Source organism: Burkholderia sp. WSM2232 (genome assembly GCF_000472545.1).
Taxonomy (GTDB): domain Bacteria; phylum Pseudomonadota; class Gammaproteobacteria; order Burkholderiales; family Burkholderiaceae; genus Paraburkholderia.
In genome coordinates this window covers 208,389-227,978 of sequence record NZ_AWZV01000004.1, presented here as the reverse complement: position 1 = coordinate 227,978, position 19,590 = coordinate 208,389, and the positions used below count along the sequence as shown (strand labels likewise).

General features: G+C 65.4%; 20 protein-coding genes, 1 other RNA gene and 1 riboswitch. Of the genes, 11 read left to right on the top strand and 10 right to left on the bottom strand.

The window, feature by feature from the left end; all coding sequences use genetic code 11:
- The first annotated feature begins 60 nt into the window (after positions 1–60).
- The 4 genes from cobU (at position 61) to F757_RS0103315 (ending at position 3,673) form a co-directional block, all read left to right on the top strand.
- Entirely contained in the window at positions 61–615 is a 555-nt protein-coding gene (gene cobU / locus F757_RS0103330) for a bifunctional adenosylcobinamide kinase/adenosylcobinamide-phosphate guanylyltransferase (RefSeq protein ID WP_027210163.1), read from the top strand.
- Positions 615–1,550, top strand: a complete 936-nt coding sequence (gene cbiB, locus F757_RS0103325; protein WP_027210162.1) for an adenosylcobinamide-phosphate synthase CbiB — start codon at positions 615–617, stop codon at positions 1,548–1,550. The genes cobU and cbiB overlap by 1 nt, the downstream gene beginning before the upstream one ends.
- A complete protein-coding gene (gene cobD, locus F757_RS0103320; RefSeq protein ID WP_027210161.1) occupies positions 1,543–2,688 on the top strand; it encodes a threonine-phosphate decarboxylase CobD in 1,146 nt (381 codons plus the stop codon). Before cbiB ends, cobD begins: the two co-directional genes overlap by 8 nt.
- A 76-nt stretch (positions 2,689–2,764) precedes the next feature.
- Positions 2,765–3,673 carry a cobalamin-binding protein gene (locus tag F757_RS0103315; protein ID WP_027210160.1) on the top strand — a complete coding sequence of 303 codons (909 nt, stop codon included), beginning with the start codon at positions 2,765–2,767 and terminating at the stop codon, positions 3,671–3,673.
- A 216-nt stretch (positions 3,674–3,889) separates the two neighbouring features.
- Here F757_RS0103315 and cobC read toward each other — a convergent pair whose 3' ends face one another.
- From cobC to F757_RS0103285, 6 genes are read right to left on the bottom strand one after another with little or no spacing between them, the layout of a single operon-like run.
- Positions 3,890–4,480, bottom strand: a complete 591-nt coding sequence (gene cobC, locus F757_RS0103310; protein WP_027210159.1) for an alpha-ribazole phosphatase — start codon at positions 4,478–4,480, stop codon at positions 3,890–3,892.
- On the bottom strand, positions 4,465–5,250 hold the full coding sequence (locus tag F757_RS0103305; RefSeq protein ID WP_027210158.1) for an adenosylcobinamide-GDP ribazoletransferase: 786 nt from the start codon (positions 5,248–5,250) through the stop codon (positions 4,465–4,467). Before F757_RS0103305 ends, cobC begins: the two co-directional genes overlap by 16 nt.
- A 45-nt stretch (positions 5,251–5,295) precedes the next feature.
- Complete coding sequence (cobT, locus tag F757_RS0103300) at positions 5,296–6,357, bottom strand: nicotinate-nucleotide--dimethylbenzimidazole phosphoribosyltransferase (RefSeq protein WP_027210157.1); 1,062 nt, start codon at positions 6,355–6,357, stop codon at positions 5,296–5,298.
- 33 nt (positions 6,358–6,390) lie between these two features.
- Positions 6,391–7,233: an ABC transporter ATP-binding protein gene (locus F757_RS0103295; RefSeq protein WP_027210156.1), complete on the bottom strand. Its 843-nt coding sequence runs from the start codon at positions 7,231–7,233 to the stop codon at positions 6,391–6,393.
- Entirely contained in the window at positions 7,230–8,288 is a 1,059-nt protein-coding gene (locus tag F757_RS0103290) for a FecCD family ABC transporter permease (protein ID WP_027210155.1), read from the bottom strand. The genes F757_RS0103295 and F757_RS0103290 overlap by 4 nt, the downstream gene beginning before the upstream one ends.
- Before the next feature lie 27 nt (positions 8,289–8,315).
- Positions 8,316–10,178: a TonB-dependent receptor domain-containing protein gene (locus F757_RS0103285; RefSeq protein ID WP_027210154.1), complete on the bottom strand. Its 1,863-nt coding sequence runs from the start codon at positions 10,176–10,178 to the stop codon at positions 8,316–8,318.
- 89 nt (positions 10,179–10,267) lie between these two features.
- A riboswitch (cobalamin riboswitch) is annotated at positions 10,268–10,649 on the bottom strand.
- 217 nt (positions 10,650–10,866) lie between these two features.
- Between F757_RS0103285 and F757_RS0103280 the strand changes: the two genes are divergently transcribed.
- The 5 genes from F757_RS0103280 (at position 10,867) to F757_RS0103265 (ending at position 13,474) form a co-directional block, all read left to right on the top strand.
- On the top strand, positions 10,867–11,223 hold the full coding sequence (locus tag F757_RS0103280; RefSeq protein ID WP_013338466.1) for an ATPase: 357 nt from the start codon (positions 10,867–10,869) through the stop codon (positions 11,221–11,223).
- Positions 11,220–11,534, top strand: a complete 315-nt coding sequence (locus F757_RS0103275) for a cell division protein ZapA (protein ID WP_027210153.1) — start codon at positions 11,220–11,222, stop codon at positions 11,532–11,534. Before F757_RS0103280 ends, F757_RS0103275 begins: the two co-directional genes overlap by 4 nt.
- A gap of 197 nt (positions 11,535–11,731) precedes the next feature.
- Positions 11,732–11,913, top strand: a non-coding RNA gene (gene ssrS, locus F757_RS34860) — 6S RNA.
- A gap of 104 nt (positions 11,914–12,017) precedes the next feature.
- The gene (locus F757_RS0103270; protein WP_027210152.1) at positions 12,018–12,476 is read left to right on the top strand and encodes an EVE domain-containing protein; all 459 of its coding nucleotides are present in this window, start codon (positions 12,018–12,020) and stop codon (positions 12,474–12,476) included.
- A 266-nt stretch (positions 12,477–12,742) separates the two neighbouring features.
- Positions 12,743–13,474, top strand: a complete 732-nt coding sequence (locus tag F757_RS0103265; RefSeq protein ID WP_027210151.1) for an SIMPL domain-containing protein — start codon at positions 12,743–12,745, stop codon at positions 13,472–13,474.
- Positions 13,475–13,596: 122 nt separating this feature from the next.
- On the opposite strand, the gene lgt is transcribed toward F757_RS0103265, so the two are convergent.
- Together lgt and F757_RS0103250 are read right to left on the bottom strand one after the other, a co-directional pair.
- Positions 13,597–14,496: a prolipoprotein diacylglyceryl transferase gene (lgt, locus tag F757_RS0103260; protein ID WP_027210150.1), complete on the bottom strand. Its 900-nt coding sequence runs from the start codon at positions 14,494–14,496 to the stop codon at positions 13,597–13,599.
- 107 nt (positions 14,497–14,603) lie between these two features.
- Entirely contained in the window at positions 14,604–15,587 is a 984-nt protein-coding gene (locus F757_RS0103250) for a LysR family transcriptional regulator (protein WP_027210149.1), read from the bottom strand.
- A 131-nt stretch (positions 15,588–15,718) separates the two neighbouring features.
- On the opposite strand from F757_RS0103250, the gene ilvD reads away from it, so the two are divergent.
- Positions 15,719–17,392, top strand: coding sequence for a dihydroxy-acid dehydratase (gene ilvD / locus F757_RS0103245; RefSeq protein ID WP_027210148.1), 1,674 nt, complete (start codon positions 15,719–15,721; stop codon positions 17,390–17,392).
- 239 nt (positions 17,393–17,631) lie between these two features.
- On the top strand, positions 17,632–17,973 hold the full coding sequence (locus tag F757_RS0103240; RefSeq protein ID WP_027210147.1) for a c-type cytochrome: 342 nt from the start codon (positions 17,632–17,634) through the stop codon (positions 17,971–17,973).
- Between the two features lie 168 nt (positions 17,974–18,141).
- Here F757_RS0103240 and F757_RS0103235 read toward each other — a convergent pair whose 3' ends face one another.
- Both F757_RS0103235 and F757_RS0103230 read right to left on the bottom strand, forming a co-directional pair.
- A complete protein-coding gene (locus F757_RS0103235) occupies positions 18,142–19,032 on the bottom strand; it encodes a DUF2486 family protein (RefSeq protein ID WP_027210146.1) in 891 nt (296 codons plus the stop codon).
- A gap of 102 nt (positions 19,033–19,134) precedes the next feature.
- Positions 19,135–19,551: a DNA polymerase III subunit chi gene (locus tag F757_RS0103230; RefSeq protein WP_027210145.1), complete on the bottom strand. Its 417-nt coding sequence runs from the start codon at positions 19,549–19,551 to the stop codon at positions 19,135–19,137.
- Between the last annotated feature and the right edge of the window lie 39 nt (positions 19,552–19,590).

Sequence of the window (19,590 nt, the reverse complement as noted above, 5' to 3'; positions counted from 1 at the left end):
GGCCGCATTATCCCATCGCGCCGGCCCGCTCTGCACGCGGCACGCCGGTACAATCACGCGATGATTTCCCGCGACCTCACCTTCGTTCTCGGCGGCGCGCGCTCGGGCAAGAGCGTATACGCCGAGCGGCTCGCCAGCCAAAGCGCGCTGCCCGTCACCTACATTGCGACGGCGCGCGTTGCCGGCGACGCCGAGTTCAACGCGCGCATCGCGCATCATCGCGCGCGGCGCCCCGCGCACTGGCGCCTTCTGGAAGCGGACCTCGACCTCGCGGGCGCAGTAGCGCAAGCGGACGCGCCGGGACACTGCACGCTGATCGACTGTCTGACCTTGTGGCTTGCCAATCTGCTGTGCCCCGCCGACGGCGAGCCGCTGCCGCCGGCTGAATATCAGGCGCGCATCGAGGCGCTCGAGACGGCGCTCGCCACCTCGCGCGGCAAGATCATCGCGGTCAGCAACGAGATCGGCCTCGGCGTCGTGCCGCTCGGCGCGGCCACGCGTCTTTACGTCGACGAACTCGGGCGGCTCAATCAGCGCATTGCGGCGCTCTCAAGCCAGGCCACGATGATGGTCGCGGGCCTGCCGCTCGCTCTCAAAACCGCAGGCGCCGCGTGATGCTGACGCTTCCCCTCATCGTGACGCTCGCCACCGCGGGCGTGGCCGTTGACCGTTGGCTGGGCGAGCCGCGCGGCGCGCATCCGCTGGTGGGCTTCGGCAAGTGGGCGGCGCGTCTCGAAGCGCACTACAACCGCGGCCGGCGCCTGCGGCTAAAGGGGCTGCTCGCGTGGGCGCTGGCCGTGTTGCCGCCGGTGCTGGTCGCCTGGTGGCTGGTGGCCGTCCTGCCGTTTTTCGCGGCCTGTGCCGTGCACGTCGCGCTGCTGTGGTTCGCGCTCGGCGCGCGCAGCCTGCACGACCATATCGAGCCGATCGCCAAAGCGCTCGGAAAGCGCGACCTCGCGCAGGCGCGCTTGCTGACCGCGCGGATCGTCTCGCGCGAAACCACGCATGCGGACGAAGCAGCGCTGTCGCGCGCCGCAGTCGAATCGGCATTGGAAAACGGCAACGACGCGATTTTCGGCGCGCTCTTCTGGTTCGCGATCGCGGGTGGTCCCGGCGCACTCGGCTTTCGCCTCGCCAATACGCTCGATGCCATGTGGGGCTACCGCACACCGCGTTATTTGCGCTTCGGCTGGGCGGCCGCGCGCCTCGACGACGTGCTCAACTGGATTCCCGCGCGCCTCACCGCCGCGAGTTACGCGCTGCTCGGCGACACGCGCACGGCCTGGCGCTGCTGGCGCGAGCAGGCGCCGCGCTGGGACAGCCCGAACGCCGGCCCGGTCATGGCCGCGGGGGCGGGCAGCCTGAATGTGCTGATCGGCGGCCCGGCGGTTTATAACGGCGCGCTCGAACACCGGCCCACGCTCGGCTTCGGCCATCCCGCCAAGACCGCTCACATCACAGCCGCGCTGATGCTGGTCGAGCGCACCATGATTCTGTGGCTCGCGGTGCTGATCGTGCTGGCCTTGCTGAGCGTGCCGCTGCATGTCTGAACGAATCGCCGACTCACGCCTTCCTCGCGATGCGCAGCGCGAGCAAGCCTCCCTGTCAGCCGATACTCTGGCGACGCCTCGCGCGCCGATCACGCACGGCGGCAATCTGCACGAAGCGGCCGAGCGCTATGGAATTCCGTACGATGAGTGGCTGGACCTGTCGACGGGGATCAATCCGCACGGCTATCCGGTGCCGCCCGTGCCCGCCGCGGCATGGCGCCGCCTGCCCGACGAAGGCGACGGCCTGGCCGACTGCGCCGCGCGCTATTACGGCGCGCCCGACGCCGCGCATGTGTTGCCCGTCGCCGGAAGCCAGGCGGCGATCCGCGCACTGCCGGCCTTGTTGCCGCGAGGCCAGACGGGCGTCGCGCCGCTCACTTACAGCGAATACGCACCGGCTTTCGAGCGCGCGGGTCATGGCGTCGTGCCGCTCGACATTTCCTGCGACAGCTTGCCTGCAGCGCTCACGCACGCAGTTGTCGTGAACCCGAACAATCCGACCGCTCACCATCTGAGCGCTGAAAAGCTGCTCGCCTGGCACGCGCAACTGAGTGCGCGCGGCGGCACGCTGCTCGTCGACGAAGCTTTTGCCGACACGATGCCCTCCGCCTCGCTCGCAGCGCACGCCAATCGCGAAGGTCTGATCGTGCTGCGCTCGCCGGGCAAGTTCTTTGGTCTCGCCGGTGTGCGCGCCGGTTTCGTGCTGGCATCGCCGGCCATGATCGAACGGCTGCGCCGCGCGCTCGGCGCCTGGACTGTCAGTGGCCCGGCGCGTCATGCCGTGAAGGCCGCGTTCGCGGATCGCGGCTGGCAACAGCAGATGCGCTCGCGACTCGCCGCGGACAGCACACGTCTCGTCGATCTGCTGCAAGCGCATGACATCCGCACTCGGGCCACGCCGCTCTTTGCATGGACCGACGACCCACGCGCCGCGGCCTTGCATGAAGCTCTCGCCACACGCGGCGTGTGGACACGGCTTTTCGCGTCGTCGGCTAGTGTGCGCTTCGGCTTGCCTGGCAGCGAAGAGGAATGGACGCGCCTGCAAGACAGCTTGCGCGAGGCGATGGCGGTGGTGACGGTGGCGGCGAAGGCGACCGCGACGGCAACAGTCGGCGCCCAGGCGCCGCGATCAAGCTGATCTGGTTGCCAACGCAACACTCCTGCGCCTCGCCGCACCGTTCATGCGTTCAACGCACATTTCGACATTCGAATCGATGACACCCTTCGCGCGCCTCGCCCGTTTGATCCTCGCCACCGCCTTGGTTGCCGCCGCGTTGCCCGCGCGTGCCAGCATCAGCGTGACCGACGACACGGGCGCCATCGTCACCTTGCCCGTTGCGGCTCAACGCGTGATCAGTCTCGCGCCGCACGTCACCGAGCTGCTGTACGCGGCAGGCGGCGCGTCGAAGATGGTGGGCGCCGTGTCATACAGCGACTATCCGCCTGAGGCAAAACAACTGCCGCGCGTCGGCGACAACAAGTCGCTCGACCTCGAACGCATCGTTGCGCTCAAGCCCGATCTGATCGTGGTGTGGCGGCACGGCAATGCGCAACGTCAGCTCGACCGACTGCGCGAACTGCACATACCGTTGTTCTTCAGCGAGCCGCATCGTCTGGACGATGTGGCCGTCTCCGTGACGAAGCTGGGCCAGTTGCTGGGCACGTCGTCCACGGCGGATTCAGCGGCGGCCGCGTATCGTCGCGAGATTGCGCAACTGCGCGCCCAGTACGCGAAACGGCCGGCCGTCAACGTGTTCTATCAGGTGTGGGATCAACCGTTGATGACGCTCAACGGCGAGCATATGGTCAGCGACGTCATCGAGTTATGCGGCGGCCGGAACGTGTTCGCAGCGCTGCAACCGCTCGTGCCCACGGTTTCGACGGAAGCCGTGCTCGCCGTGAATCCGGAGGCGATCGTCACCGCTGCGCCCGGCGCGACCAGACCGGACACACCGTTGCCGCAACTCGGCGCATGGCGCGCATGGCCGCGGCTACTGGCGGTGGAGAACAACAACCTGTTCGCGATCGACGGCGATCTGATCAATCGGCCCGCGCCACGCATCGTAGAGGGCGCGAGGCAGATGTGCGCGGACCTGGAGCTTGCGCGCTCGCGCAGGAAGTAGAGCGGGACGTGAAGGCGCAGCGGCGAGAAAAGATGCGCCGCGACGCTCCAGTCACCTGGTCTGACGGCTGTGATGCTGAGAAATGCTGCGCGCCACTCGGGCGATGCGGACAGACGCGCAGTGGCAGTCAGTCACGCCCGGCAAAGTCGGCAACGGTGACAGCACGCAGCGCGACCTCGCGCCCGCTAACTCCCGCGCGCCTCACAACGCTCACCCTCAAGCGTTCCATTTCACAAGCGACCACGGCTGCCCCTCATCGCCGCGACGCAACCAGACCATGCCGCCCGTTTCAAGCGACCATCGCAAGCAGCATTCGAGCGGCACGCCGAGCGCGAGTGAAGCGATCGCGCGCATCACGCCCGCGTGCGTCACCACATAGGCAGGTGAAAGCTCACGAGTCTGCGTATAGGCATCGAACCACGCCCGCACGCGCATGACGAACTGCGCGACACTCTCGCCGCCATGCGCTCGCGCGTGTTCGAAGTTGGCCGCCCAGTCGTCGAGCAGTTCGCGATCTATCGCGTCCCAGCGACGCTCTTCCCAGTCGCCGAAATTCATTTCCTTCAGACGGTCGTCGTGGCTCAGCACGCAGCCGAAATCGTTCGCCATTTCGACGGCGAGTGCCGAGCAGCGCGTCAACGGACTCGACATCACGACGCGCGGCGCGGGCACCTGCAAGCCCGCAAGCCGTAGCGCGAGCGCGGCGGACGACACGTCCGCGGCCTCGGCGAGCGCCACATCGCTGTGGCCGTAGCACACGCCCGCGTCGAGCGCGACCGCGGGATGGCGAATCAGGACGATATCCATGCGAGCCCTGCCAGATAGATGCTCAGTTCGAAAATCTGCTGGGCGAAGCCGAGGCAGTCGCCGGTGTAGCCGCCTATGCGTCTGACGAAATAACGGCCCATAGCAAAACGCAGCATCGCAAGCATCACCAGCGTCACAGCGGCAAAGCGCCAGTCGGCCGAGGCGAACCCGCGCAAGCCGTCCGGCCATAACAGCCACGGCAAGCCGAAGAGCGCCGCCCACGCCAGCGCCGGTCCGCTCAGACGTTGCGCAACCGGCTTCGCCTTGCCTTCGGCACGCACGTAGTCGAGCGAGGCGAGGTAGCTGATTGCACAGGCGCGGCTTGCAGCATGCGCGGCGATCATCAGTCCGGCAGCACGCAGCGGCGGCAACGCAGCAAGCGTCTGCCACTTGAGCGCGAGCGCGATGACGAGTGCAATCGCGCCAAACGCGCCGATGCGCGAGTCATGCATGATGCGCAACACATCGTCGCGCGTATAGGCGCCACCGAACGCATCGACGCAATCGGCGAGACCGTCTTCGTGAAACGCGCCGGTAATCAGCAGCGACGCGGCCATCGACAGCAACACCGCAACGCCCGCCGGAAACACGCGCAACGCTGCCAGATAGACAAGCGCACTGACGGCGCCGATCAGCACGCCGACAAGCGGAAAATAACGCGCCGCCGCGTTCAGATAGTGCGGTTCGTAACCGACCCAGCGCGGCACGGGCACACGCGTGAAGTACCCGAGCGCGGTGAAAAAGTAGCGCAATTCCGCCAGCGGATTCATAGGTGCGTGCTCGCGTGCGTGTGGTGGGAGGAACCGCTGCGCCGTTCAGGCTTCGCGATTCGCGACGCCGGCCGATTCAAAGCTCGCCATCTCGTTGATGAACGCGCAGGCCGCGCGCAGCAGCGGCACGGCGAGCGCGGCGCCGGTGCCCTCGCCTAGCCGCATGTCGAGCGACAACAGCGGCCGCGCGCCGACATGCTCGAGCATGCGCTGGTGCCCAGCTTCGTTCGACGCATGAGCGAACACGCAGTAGTCGCGCACGTTCGGTGCAATTGCATTGGCCGCGAGCAGCGCGGACCCGGCAATGAAGCCGTCGACGACAATCGTCATGCGCGCTTGCGCTGCCGCAAGGTAAGCGCCCGCCATCATCGCGATTTCGAAACCGCCGAAGGTTGCAAGGACATCGAGCGGTTCACGCGACGCCTCGTGATGCGCGAGCGCTGCTGCGAGCACGTTGCGCTTTTTCGCGAGCCCGGCGTTGTCCAGACCGGTGCCGCGGCCCACGCACTCGTCGATAGGCAGGCCGCACAGGCGGCTCATCAGGCACGCCGCCGCCGATGTATTCGCAATGCCCATTTCGCCGAAGCCGATCACGTTGCTGCCGAGCGCCGCATGATGCCTCACGCGCGCGGCGCCGGCCTGCATCGCCGCGAGCGCCTGTTCGCCCGTCATCGCCGGTTCATGTGCGAAGTTGCGCGTGCCCGCGGCGACCGGAATGTCGATTAGCCCGTCGGTGCGCGACAGGGGTGTTGCAATGCCCGCGTTCACCACCTCTAGTTCGATGCCGGCGACGCGGCTCAGCGCATTCACCGCCGCGCCGCCCGCGAGGAAATTCGCCACCATCTGCGCGGTCACTGCTTGCGGATACGGGCTCACGCCTTCGGCGGCAATGCCGTGATCGCCGGCAAACACGATCAGCGTGGGGCGTTGCACAACGGGATGCGTGCTGCGCTGGATCAACCCCATTTGACACGCGAGCGCTTCGAGCAGGCCGAGACTGCCAGGCGGCTTCGTCTTCGTATCGATGATGTGCTGAAGCTCCGCGCGCAAGCTTTGATCGAGCGGTTCAACTTCGGGCAATGCGGACGGACCTGGCAGAGAAGTCATGAGTTGGTCGAGATAGATGATGTTATGGTCTGGCTAGCGGCGTGCCGCCGCGTCATGAACCGGAGGCGATTCATGACGCGAACGCGGCGCGGGAATCAGCGCCTCGTGGTCGCCGTCGCGAATCAGAATCAGCGGGTAGCCGAACACGCGGCTCGTCAGTGCGGGCGTCAGGACGTCGCGCACGGGGCCCGCATATGCGGCGCCGTTGCCATCGAGCAGCAGCGCGTGAGTTGCGAAGCGGCGCGCGAGGTTCAGGTCGTGACAAGAAAACAGCACGCTACGCCCTGGCTCCCGCGTCCATTCGCCAAGCGCTTCCAGGCACTCGATCTGATGGTGCAGGTCCAGATGCGAAAGCGGTTCGTCGAGCAGGAGAAGCGGCGCTTGCTGGCATAACACCGCGGCGAGCGCGACGCGCTGACGCTCGCCGCCGGAGAGCGAGAGCACGTCGCGCGCGGCGAGGCCGGTCAGGCCCAGCAGGTCGAGCGCGGCGCGCGCAGCAGCGCGGTCGGCCTCGCGCTCCCAGCCCCAACCGGTCAGAAGCGGGAAGCGGTTGAGCATGACGATGTCGAGCACACTTGCGCTGAACGTGTCGGGCGCGCTTTGCGGCATCAGCGCACGACGCTGTGCGAGTTGCTGAGCGTGCCAGTCGGCAAGACGTATGCCGTCGAGTTCGACGTGGCCCGCGAACGCTTGCCGCAAACCTGCGAGCGTCGATAGAAGCGTCGTCTTGCCGGCGCCGTTCGGACCCGCGACACACCAGATCTCACCCGCGTAGAAAGTATGTGTGAATGCGTCGAGCAAGGTACGCGAGCCCGCTCGCAACGTCACGCGTTGGGCGCTGAGGGCGGGCTCGGCCTGGTTGGCTGTGTGCATCATCGGGGAGCGCGCAGCAGCATCCACAGGAACACCGGCACGCCGATAATCGCCGTGATTACGCCGACCGGCAATTGCGCCGGCGCGATGACAAGGCGCGCGATCAGGTCGGCGCCCATCACCGCGACGCCGCCACCGAGCGCCGCGGCGGGCAGCAGCATGCGTTGATCGTTGCCGAATGCAAGCCGCAACACATGCGGCACCACCAGCCCGATAAAGCCGATGGTGCCTGCGGTCGTCACGGCGGCCGCTGCGGCGAGCGAAGCCGCCAGATAGACGCGCAGCCGCAGCGGCACCACCGCCACGCCCAGCGCTTGTGCGACTGCATCGCCTCGTAGCAGCACATTCAGGCGCGGCGCAGCGGGCACGATCGCAAGCAGCACGACGACGAGCGCGGCCAGCGCCGTCCACGGCATCGCATTGCCGTTGAGGTCGCCGGTGAGCCAGAACAGCATGCCGCGCAAACGGTTGTCGGGCGCCACATTCAGCAGCAACGTGATCAGCGCGCCCCAACCGGCGGCGATCACCGCGCCCGTCAGCAGCAGACGCGGCGACGTGTCCTGCGTTTCGCCACGCCACAGCTCGCGGCGCGCGAGGCCGAGCACGAGAAGAATCGACACGAACGCGCCCGCGAACGCCGAGACGTCGACGAGCCACCACGCACAGCCGGCGATCATTGCGACCAGCGCGAAGCTCGCGGCCCCGCCAGATACGCCGAGCACATAGGGCTCGGCGAGCGGATTGCGCAACAGCACTTGCAGCAGCGCGCCGGCCACCGCGAGCAACGCGCCGCACGCAAAACCGGCCAATGCACGCGGCAAACGCAGCGTGCGGACAATTTCTGCTGCGAGATCCGCAGACGTGCCTTGCGAAGACGACGCATGCAACGGCGAAAGCGCCTCGATCACGCTCGACGGCGCGACCGACACGCTGCCCAACGCGAGCGACGCCATCAACACGATCAGCGCGGCGAGCGCGAGCACGAGCCAGATCGCGGCGGCGCGCTTCGCGCTCATCGCGTGGAGCGTGGCGGGCAGCGAAGCCGGGTAACGGTTCATCGGGGCGCTCCCGGCATGGCGCGCCTATTACTGCTGCTGCCAGCCGACCGTGAGATACGCACCGCGCCGCGGCGAGTTATACGAGTAGGCCGTTTCATAGTCCTTGTTCAACAGATTCTGGATTTGCGCCGCCACGTACCACGCTTTCGTGACGTTGTACCGCGCAGACAGATTCACGATGCCGTAGCCGCCCAGCTTGCCGCTGCTGTCTTCACGCGGACCGCTCACGATCCACTCGCCGCCCACGCGCCACCCTGCGATGCTGCGATTCACCGCGAGCGACGCGAAACGGCGCGCGCGCCGCACGAGGTCCACGTCGTTGTCGAGATCGACCGGATTTTGCAGCGTCACCGCTGCGCGCACGTCGGTTCTGCCGACATGTCCGCTCCACGATCCTTCGATGCCCTGCACTTTCGCATGCCCCACGTTCTCGGCCAGATAGATGCCCGGTGTGACCTGCCGATAATTGATCAGGTTCGAATAGCGCGTCTGGAAAGCGCTCAGCCGCATCACGCCGAGCGCGTTCGACGCGTATTGCAGTGCAGCTTCGAGCGAGTGGCTGCGCTCGGGCTGGATCGACGGATTGCCGCTTAACGGATAGTACAGATCGTCGAAGCTCGGCGCGCGAAACGAATCGGCATAGCTTGCGCTTACCTTCCAGTGCGACGTGATGTCGAACCCATAGCCGAGATAGTAACTGTTCGCTCCGCCGAAACCCGAGTACTGATCGCGCCGCACGTTCGCCTGAATCTGGCTGCGTCCCAGGCGCGCCGTATAGCCCGCGAAAGCCGAATCCACGCGACGGGTGGGCGCGGCAAACGTATCGGAGTCGAGGCTCTGGTCCAGATGCTCGTAGCCCACGCGCAGTTTCTGCTGCGCGGCGAGCGCGAAATCGTTCTGCCACGTGTACTGCCGGTTGTCGGTATCGAAGCGGCCGCTGTACAGGCCGTTGGTGTTCGACACGCTGCGATCGTCGCCTTCGGAGACGATCAGGTGCGTGGTCCACCAGTCGGTCAGCTTGCCGTTCGCAAACGCGGACACCTGGCGCACCTTCGTGTACAGATTGTTCAGATCGGTCGGCGTGCCGTACGCGTTGTCGTAGCTGATGTTGCCGTTCGACTGGAAGTAGCTCACGCCCGCGTCCCACTTGTCGCTGAACTTGTGGCGCAGCGAAGCCGAAACGCTCTCGTTCAGATAGCCGTTTGCATTGGGGTTGGCATTGGGCGCCTCGCGCGGATTGAGCGCGGAAAAACCGTCGTCTTTCGAGCGCGCGAGCGAAATACTGAAGGTCGTGCGGCCGTCCTTGTCCAATGCGCCGTTGGCGCCGAGCTGTTGTGTCTGCGTGTGATAACTCCCGTAGCCCACCGAGAAATTGAAGCGCGGCGGATGATCGCCGCCGTCTTTGGTGAACACCTGGACTACGCCGCCTATCGCGCCAGAGCCGTATAACGCGGACACATTGCCGTTCACGACTTCGACGTGATCGATCTGGTCGAGCGGAATCTGGGCGATCTGCGCGGCGCCGAGACTCACTGAATCGACGCGCACGCCGTCGATCAACACCAGCGATTGCGTGGTCGACGCGCCGCGCAAATAGAGGCTTGCCGTCGAGCCTGGGCCGCCTGTACGCGTGATTTGAGCGCCGGGGGCGAGTTGCAGCAGGCCTGGCAGATCGGTCGCGGCGGTGTCGGCAATATCCTGCTGATCGAAGAGCGCCGTTTGCGGAATGGCATCGGCGAGCGGTTGCGCTCCGCGCTCGGCAGTGACCACTACGGGCGATAACACGTTGAACGAGGAATCAGCGCTTGCAGGCGCCGTGGCCTGAGCATGCGCGAGAGGCGGCAGCCCTGCAAAAGCGAGCAGCGCCGCGCGGGCGATGGGGGACAGCATGAAATGAGAGTTCCCGTGGATGGCGTGCGCGGCCCGCTTCCCCGCAGGCCGTCGCGTAACGGGGCACGTGCGTTTTCGACATCTCGCAGATTGCGCCCCTCCCTCTGGCCGGTATCCGGGCTAACGACTTTCGATCCCGCCTTCCCACGCGTGACGCGCAGTGGCACACTCGCGAGTTGAACCGGAACTCGCGATGGAGATCGAACTGCAAAGCGCGAACTGCTGGCCGGAACTGCTAGCCAGTTGTCACCCGGTTGTCACCCGGTTGTCACACCCCCGGTTGTCACCCGTATGGCAGTACTGAACTGCAATACGGGCGCAACAGGAGCGCAATACGAGCGCGCCAATGCGGTCGCTTACCGTTGCGGGGGCAGCGCAGGTTAGCGCGTTCAGATGAGCCGCGCGCCCTGCTTCCCGTTTAACTGCGCGCACAGTGACATGCGCGCGCGCACCAGAGTGCGGCCAGTGTATGAGCGGCGTCGGGGTCAGTCAAGAATCAGGGCTGTGCGACGATTCATTCGGACAGGGTCGAACTTCTGTCCGACGCGATCTCCGGCATGCGAGTAGTTTTTCTTCTTCAGTTGAAAAAAGCCTGCAAAAAGCGGTGTTGTTACGTCTCGAAACGAGACAATTGTCGGAACGTGCGACATTCCGCGCTAAAATGCGAGGTCTTTAGAGGACGCAGCACATGCTCACCGAACTCGAAACACTTTCACAGAATATCGGCAAGCTGATCGCGATCAGCCAGCGCCACAATGAAGCGCGTATCGCGCTCGAAGAGCAACTCGCGCAGTCGCGCGCCGAAGCAGAAGCCACGCGCACGGAACTTGCGCTGCTGCGCGAGGAACGCGACGCACTGCAGGCGGAGCGCGACGCGCTGTCGGCCAAGATCGACGACGCCCAGGTGCGCTTGAACGCGATCCTCGAGAAATTGCCGCGTGCGCGCGCGCACAACGAGCCGGACAATCAGCTCGATCTGCTCGAGCCCGTTCAGCACGAAGTGCAAGCGGAGAGCGACGCCACACGCCACGGAGAAAATGCATGACCACCAAGCAGATCGAAGTATCGATTCTCGGCGTGCCCTATCGCCTCGCCTGCTCGCCGGAAACGGAAGGCGCGCTGCTCGAAGCAGTGGCGCGGGTCGACGCCGAAATGTCGAAGATCCGCAATAACAGCAACGTGCGCGGCACGGATCGCATTGCTGTCATGGCCGCGCTGTCGCTGGCATCCGAACTGCTTAAGCTGCAACAGAGCGTGCGTCACGGAGAAGCATTTCCTGCTGAGGAAATCCGGCGTACAATGCATCAAATGAACGAGCAACTGGGTACTGTCATCGAGCAGTACAGCGTGCAGTAAGCTGGCAGTTGCCAGCCGTACTTCGAGCTGGCAATTCAAATAGTACGGGCTGCTCGCAACATTGGCTCTAGACTCAAACGGTAACTGCGCGTAGTGTGAGCGGGTACGCAAGCAAAGTTCGTGAAGATGCACGAACAACGCGTAGCAAACGTTTGATTCAATCGTTTCGGCTTTATTGTTTTGGCTTCATCGGTTTAGCTTCCCTGCCTGGTTCGCCAAGGTCATATATTCCTTGAACCAATGCCATGTGCACGGTTGCGGAAATTTGTAGCACGGGCGTGCGCGTCACTCTGTCTGATGTACCCGAAGTGCTGCTAACTGCGACCAATTCTGAACCCCCGGTTCAGGATGCCGGCCTAGCGGCTAAGGCGGGGACCTTATGTGGAACGGCATCGGACTTACGTCCGGTGCCGTTTTTGTTTGTGCCTCGCGTTCTGCATCTCTTTCCCTGCTTCTTCAAACCCTTAAAGTTCAATTCGATTCATGCGCTACTGGCTAATGAAGTCCGAACCGGACGAAGCAAGCATCGACCATCTCGCCAATGCCCCGCACCGCACGCTGCCGTGGACCGGCGTGCGCAACTATCAGGCGCGCAACTTCATGCGGGACGCCATGCAAGTGGGCGACGGCGTGCTGTTCTATCACTCGAGCTGCCCGGAGCCAGGCATCGCGGGGCTCGCTGAAGTGGCGTCTACTGCGTATCCGGACCCCACGCAGTTCGACAGCAAGAGCCCGTATTACGATCCCAAGTCGTCGCAGGAAACGCCGCGCTGGCTGCTGGTCGACGTCGTGTTCAAGAAGAAGATTCCGCTGATTCCGCTCGCGGCCTTGCGCGAGCACGAAGAGTTGAAAGACATGCGGGTGCTTGCAAGAGGCAACCGTCTGTCGATCACGCCGGTGACTGACGCGGAGTGGCGCTTCATCACGACGCGGCTTGCCTGAACCGGCCCGCGTTGGCTGGAGGCTGGCCTGCGCCGCGGCGAGCGATGCGGCGCACATCACGCGCGCAACACGCCAGCCGGGGTGCGTGCAAGTGTCGCGCGTCAAGCACTCTATCGAAGAGTCAGTCAACTTCAAGCAAGGTCAAATTAGGGAACCAAGCTCAGGTGACGAGCGCCTAACGGACTCGCAACGGCACATGCAAGCACCATGCCGCTGCACTGCGCGCCCTCGCTGCGCGCCATTCTGTTCAAGCAAGGAGTCCAACAATGACGAAACACACCGCACGTGCACTCGCTTTCGCGCTCGTTTGCGCGGCGCCTGCTGCGCTCGCCCTTTCTCCGGCCGTCGCCCGCGCGCAGACTGTCGCACCCTATCAACCGGCCGGCGTGCTCTCGCTGAATGCACAGGCAAGCTCGGAGGTGCCGCAAGACGTCGTCGACATCACACTGTTTTACGAGCAGGAAGCAAGCGACCCGTCGTCGCTCACTTCCACACTGAACCAGCGCGCCGATTCGGCGCTGCAAAAAGCCAAGGGCGTCAGCGGCGTGACCGCGCGCACCGGTTCGTTCTCGATTTATCCGTCCACCGATCGCGACGGCCGCATCTCCGCATGGCGCGGCCGTACGGAGGTCGTGCTCGAATCGCACGACTTCGCCGCGGCGTCGAAGCTCGCGGGGCAACTGGCATCTGTCATGCAGGTCGGCAACGTGCAGTTCTCGCTGTCGCCAGCAGCGCAGCGCGCGGCCGAGCAGAAGCTCACCGCCGAGGCAATCAGATCGTTCCGCGAGCAGGCGGCTTCGTCTGCCCAGGCGTTCGGCTACAGCGGCTATTCGATCCGCGAGGTCAACGTCGGGCACAACGGCGTAATGCCGCGCCCCGTCATGATGATGAGCGCGCGCGCCATGGGTGCCGAAGCCAAAATGGCCTCGCCGGTGCCGATAGAAGGCGGCACGTCCACGGTGACAGTCAATGTCTCGGGCTCCGTCCAGATGAAGTGACGCTGCGCGGCCCCGCTCGCTGCCGAAAACGAGCGGGCACGCGCAAACAGAAACGCCACGGCATGCCGTGGCGTTTTGCTATCCATCTACATTGATTGCCTGTCGCGCGGCAAATCGCACACTCACGGCAACGCGTGTGCCGTTTCGCTGCGGCCACGCCGATACGACCACACGAGCATCGCAACGCCCACGAGGATCATCGGCAGCGAAAGCCATTGGCCCATCGAGAAGCCCATTGCGAGCAGCCCGAGGAAGTCGTCGGGCTCGCGGGCGAATTCAACCGTGAAGCGCGCAAGGCCGTAGCCGATCAGGAACACGGCGGAAATCGCACCGAGCGGCTTGGGCTTGCGCGAGAAGAAGAACAGCACGAAGAAGAGCGCGACGCCTTCGAGCGCGATCTCGTACAGCTCCGAAGGATGGCGCGGAAGCATGTGATATTGCGCAAACACCTCAGTCAGATGCCATTGCGCGGCCAGTTGCGGATGCGCGGCGAGCCACGCGGCGTCGTCGGGCGCGGCGCCGGGAAAGAGCATGGCCCACGGCGCCGAAGGATCGGTCACGCGCCCCCACAGCTCGCCGTTGATGAAGTTGCCAAGCCGCCCCGCCGCAAGGCCGGTCGGCACCATCGGCGCGACGAAGTCGGTGACCTGCAGCCACGAGCGTTTGCGCTGATAGGCGAACAGCACCATCGCGAAGGTCACGCCGAGAAAGCCGCCGTGGAACGACATGCCGCCCTCCCACACCTTGAAAATGTCGAGCGGATGCGCGAAGTAAAAGCTCGCCTTGTAGAACAGCACATAGCCGAGCCGGCCGCCGAGAATCGTGCCGAGCACGCCGTAAAACAGCATGTCGTCGATATCTTTCGGCGTCCAGCCTTGGGCGGCGACATACGGCAAACGCAGCCGCAGCCTGCCGACCACGATTGCCGCGATGAACGCGACCAGGTACATCAGTCCGTACCAACGCACGGCAAGCGGCCCCAGGTGAATGGCAACGGGGTCGAAGTTCGGGTGAATGAGCATCGTGTTGTTATGGGCGGTTCGTTCAGAAGCTGGTTGGTATGGAAGGCGCGCGGCGTGTGCCGCCTGCGTTGGACGGCTGCGCGCGCCATGCGTTCGCCGCCGTTTCGCTAACCGGGGGACGCGGCCTGCTGCACCTCGCCGGCGGCGGCATGTGCGCGCACGATGTCGATGAAGCCCGCAAGTACCGGACTCACCTCGGCGCTGCGCCAGACCAGGCCTGTCTCGATAGCGGGCACGGACTCGGACAACGGCCGGTACACGACGCCGGTGCGGCGCAGGTTACGCAGCGATTGCGGCACCAGTGCGACACCCATGCCGGCCGATACCAGGCTCACGATGGTCTGCATCTGTATCGCTTCCTGGCCGACCCGCGGCGCGAGGCCCGCGACGCCGTAGCAATCCATAATGATGTCATAAAAGCCGGGGGCCAAACGTCGCGGGAAGATGACGAGCGGCGCCTCGGCCACCTCGCGCAGGCTGACCGGCGTGTCGAGCCATTCGGCGCCCGGGTCGCCGGCGCTGCCCGAGGCAGCCGCCAGGCGCGCCGCCGTCTGCGTCGACATCGCGATGACGAGCGGCTCGCGCTCGATCGCCAGCCACGAAAGCTGGGTGGCATGCCGCGACGGCAGCGGCGCGATCAGGAGGCCCGCGTCGATGCGCCCGGCCACGAGTTCGTCCAGTTGCACGTCGCTCGTGGCCTCGGTCAGTTCGAGCCGCACGCGCGGATGGCGCGCGCCGAAGTCGCGCAAGAGGCGCGGCAGCAGGCCGTAGTCGGCCGTCGACACGAACGCGAGCGACAGCACCCCCGCCTCCCCGCGCGCAAGGCTTTGCGCGAGCGGCCGCAGCCCTTCCGCACCGGCCAGCAGCCGTTGCACTTCAGGCAACAGGTCGGCGCCCACCCGCGTGAGCTCCACCGAGCGCTTGGTACGCGCGAACAGCTCGACGCCGAGCGTCTCTTCGAGCGCACGAATTGCCTGCGACAGCGGCGGCTGCGTCATCGAAAGGCGCGCGGCCGCGCGGCCGAAGTGCTTTTCTTCGGCGACGGTCACGAAATAGCGCAACTGACGCAGGTCGGGAACAGAAGGCAGCATGATTAATACATTTTACGACCTAATAGGCCGCCAATAATATATTGGACACTCGTATCGCAAAATAGCATTCTTGCCCGACGCGTCCGAACTACACTGGACCGGCCAGCAAAACAGACAGACTGGAGCTCCCCATGCCATACAACCGTCGTTCACAGAACATCACGCAGGGCGTGGCCCGTTCGCCGAACCGCTCGATGTACTACGCGCTCGGCTATCAGAAGGAAGACTTCGACAAGCCGATGATCGGTGTCGCCAACGGCCACTCCACCATCACGCCGTGCAACGCCGGCCTGCAACGGCTGGCCGACGCGGCCGTCGCCGCGGTCAAGGGTGCAGACGCGAATCCGCAGATCTTCGGCACGCCGACCATCTCGGACGGCATGTCGATGGGCACCGAAGGCATGAAGTACTCGCTGGTCTCGCGCGAAGTGATTGCCGACTGCATCGAGACCTGCGTGCAGGGTCAGTGGATGGACGGCGTGGTCGTGATCGGCGGCTGCGACAAGAACATGCCGGGCGGCATGATCGGCCTCGCGCGCATGAACGTGCCGGGCATCTACGTGTACGGCGGCACGATCCGCCCCGGCAACTGGAAGGGCACTGACCTCACCATCGTGTCCTCGTTCGAGGCGGTCGGCGAATTCACGGCAGGCCGCATGTCGCAGGAGGATTTCGAAGGCGTCGAACGTAACGCATGTCCGTCGACCGGTTCGTGCGGCGGCATGTACACGGCCAACACGATGAGCTCGTCGTTCGAGGCGCTGGGCATGTCGCTGCTGTATTCGTCGACGATGGCCAATCCGGATCAGGAAAAGGTCGACTCCGCCGCCGAGTCGGCGCGCGTGCTCGTCGAAGCGGTCAAGAAAGACCTGAAGCCTCGCGACATCATCACGAAGAAGTCGATTGAAAACGCCGTGGCGCTGATCATGGCGACCGGCGGCTCGACCAACGCGGTGCTGCACTATCTGGCCATCGCGCATGCCGCTGAGGTGGAGTGGACCATCGAGGACTTCGAGCGCATGCGCAAGAAGGTGCCGGTGATCTGCAATCTGAAGCCCTCGGGCCAGTACGTCGCGACCGACCTGCACAAGGCGGGCGGCATTCCGCAGGTCATGAAGATTCTGCTCGACGCGGGTCTTTTGCACGGCGACTGCATCACCATCACCGGCAAGACGCTTGCCGAGGAACTGAAGGATGTGCCGGGCAAGCCGCGCGCCGATCAGCAGGTGATCTTTCCGATCGAGCAGGCGCTCTACAAGGAAGGCCACCTCGCGATCCTGAAGGGCAATCTCGCGGAAGACGGCGCCGTCGCGAAGATCACCGGGCTCAAGAACCCGGTCATTACCGGCCCCGCGCGCGTGTTCGACGACGAGCAGAGCGCGCTCGAAGCGATTCTCGCGAACAGGATCGTTGCCGGCGACGTCGTCGTGCTGCGCTACCTCGGACCGAAGGGGGGACCTGGCATGCCGGAAATGCTCGCGCCGACTTCCGCGATCATCGGCAAGGGACTCGGCGAAAGCGTCGGCCTCATCACCGACGGGCGCTTTTCGGGCGGCACGTGGGGCATGGTGGTCGGCCATGTCGCGCCGGAAGCGTTCGTGGGCGGCACGATCGCGCTGGTGCAGGAAGGCGACTCGATCACCATCGACGCTCATAAGCTGCTGCTGCAACTGAATGTCGACGACGCCGAACTGCAACGCCGCCGCGCCGCGTGGCAACAGCCGAAGCCGCGTTACACGCGCGGCGTGCTGGCGAAATACTCGGCGCTCGCGTTGCCAGCCAACAAGGGCGCGGTCACCGGGTGAGGACGCGCGCCGTCTGGTGAACGAACCGCCGGCACGGCCGGCCGGCATGGGCGACTGGCACGTGCGACCAGCACGGGCGCTGGCGCACGGCTGGCTCGCCGCGTGGCATCAAGCCGGGCGCGGGCTGCTGGGCGACAAGCTCTACGTAAAAGCGAAAGGGACGCACGAAAAACCGTGCGTCCCTTTCCTTTTATAATGCCTGCACCACAAGTCGGGCAACTGCACCGGCGGAGACCAGAATGAAACCAATGTCGTATGCGGTGCCTGCAGCGGCTGCCATGTTCGCCGCCATATCCAGCGTCGCCAGCTCGAATGCGCACGCCGAAGCGGCGACCGGGCTCGCGCTTGCGCAGCAGCAGAACTGCATGAGTTGCCACTCGGTGGCGCGGCCTTTCATGGGGCCGGCGCTGCACGACGTCGCCGCGAAATACTCGGGCCGCGACGATGCCGCCACCTACCTGAAGCACAAGATTCTGGATGGCAGCAGCGGCGTGTGGGGCCAGGTGCCGATGCCCGCGAACACGCAACTCACGCCCGATCAGGCGGCCACTCTGGCAAGCTGGGTGTTGACGTTGAAGTAGCGCGGGTGAGCCGGCGTGCGCTCCTCGCGGTCATCGCGCTGATCGTGCGTAAGGTTCGGTCGTTTGTAAACGGTGCTTGCAACGGCGCGAGTCTCAACTCGCCATTTGACGATTTCCGGTTTCTCCACTTCCCCACTTCCTCACTTCGATACGCGACGTTCTCCGTCGTCATGCGCCAGGCGTCCGGCGGGCAATCTCGGCTGCAACGGCTTCGCGTACCCAGCTGGTCATTTCTTTTTCCAACGTCAACGCGACTTCGCGCGTGATCTGCTCGACGAGCCGTGTCGTGTGCTCCTGCACGGCGCTGCGGCAGCGTGCTTCGACGACGGCGCGTCCGTCCCCCGCGAGGAAAGCCGCAAAGCGTTCGCGCAGACGCCCGGCGATGAGATCGGCATCGACGCCTGAAGCCGCCTGCTCACCTGCCTCCTGTGCGATGTCCGGCGGCACCGTGGCGCCAGCTTCCAGCGGCGGCGGCGGCTCGGTACGATCGAACACGCCTGCCGATGCAGCGAGTACCTCGTCATGCGCGTGCTCGGCTTCGGCTGCGCGATGGGCGTCGTCGGCATGGACTGCCGGCCGAGCGGGCGCGGCTGCAGGCTGCGGTGCAAGCACGGGTTCCGGAGCGAGCGTTTCTTCGGGCGAGAGAACCGGCTGGGGCGCGAGTTCGGGCTCTGCCTGGTCGCTGAACTCGCGAAGCTGTTCGGATTCGCGCAGCGGCATGTCGGCTGGGGCGGCGGCAGGTATAGCCACTCCTGTTGCAGCACCAGCAGCACCAGCAGCGGGCGCAGCGGCCGCCGTTGCAGGCTGGGCCGTACCGGCCGCAGGCGCGCCGGCCGCAGTTGCAGGCTGTGCACTGCCAGGCGCAGCGACACCAGCCGATGACGGTTGCGCCGCAGCTCCGGTTGAAGGCTGCGCAGCGGCAGGCGCAACACGTGCGGCCGCTGGTTGCGCTACAGCCGGAGCCGCCCCGTCAGTCTGCGGCTCGCGACGTTGGCCCGCATGGCCCGGCACGAGCACTTCTTGCAGAATGGGGATCGAGTTATCGTTGGGATCGGACACGTGCGCCCTCCGTGTTTGAGTCGAAGCGAAAGCAGGCCGCGCGTGCGCCGAAGCGTCTGAACCTGACGCGATGCAACGCACCACGCGACGCGGGCCGTAGGCCTAAGCGCCCTGCTTGTAGTTGTTCAAAGCATAGCCGCGATCGCGATAGAAGCGATAGCGCTCGCGCCCGGCAATGAGTTCGTCGTGTGCGTTACCCACCACTTCGAGCAATCTTTCGAAGCGCGCGAATTGCGCGGGCACGCTCGCGCCCAGATTGAGCAGCACCTGGTGATGCGGGACGTCGTCGAGATTCGTGGCCAGCACAATGGGCGTTTGCGCGGCGAGCGGCGTGCCGGCCATGCAGTGCGGCACGAAGTCGAGCGCCGAGAAGGTCCACAACTGTTCGTCGAACGCGCGCAGACGCTCGGGCTCCGCCACGACGATGGTGGGCTGCCCCGCCTGATAGGCCTTGCGCGCGAGGCGGCACGCATACAGCAGCGAGTCGCCGACGTTCGAATGGAAGTCGATTCGAGTCATCGGCGGCTTCACCTCGCGCTGGGTGCCGGCGCTGCGGCA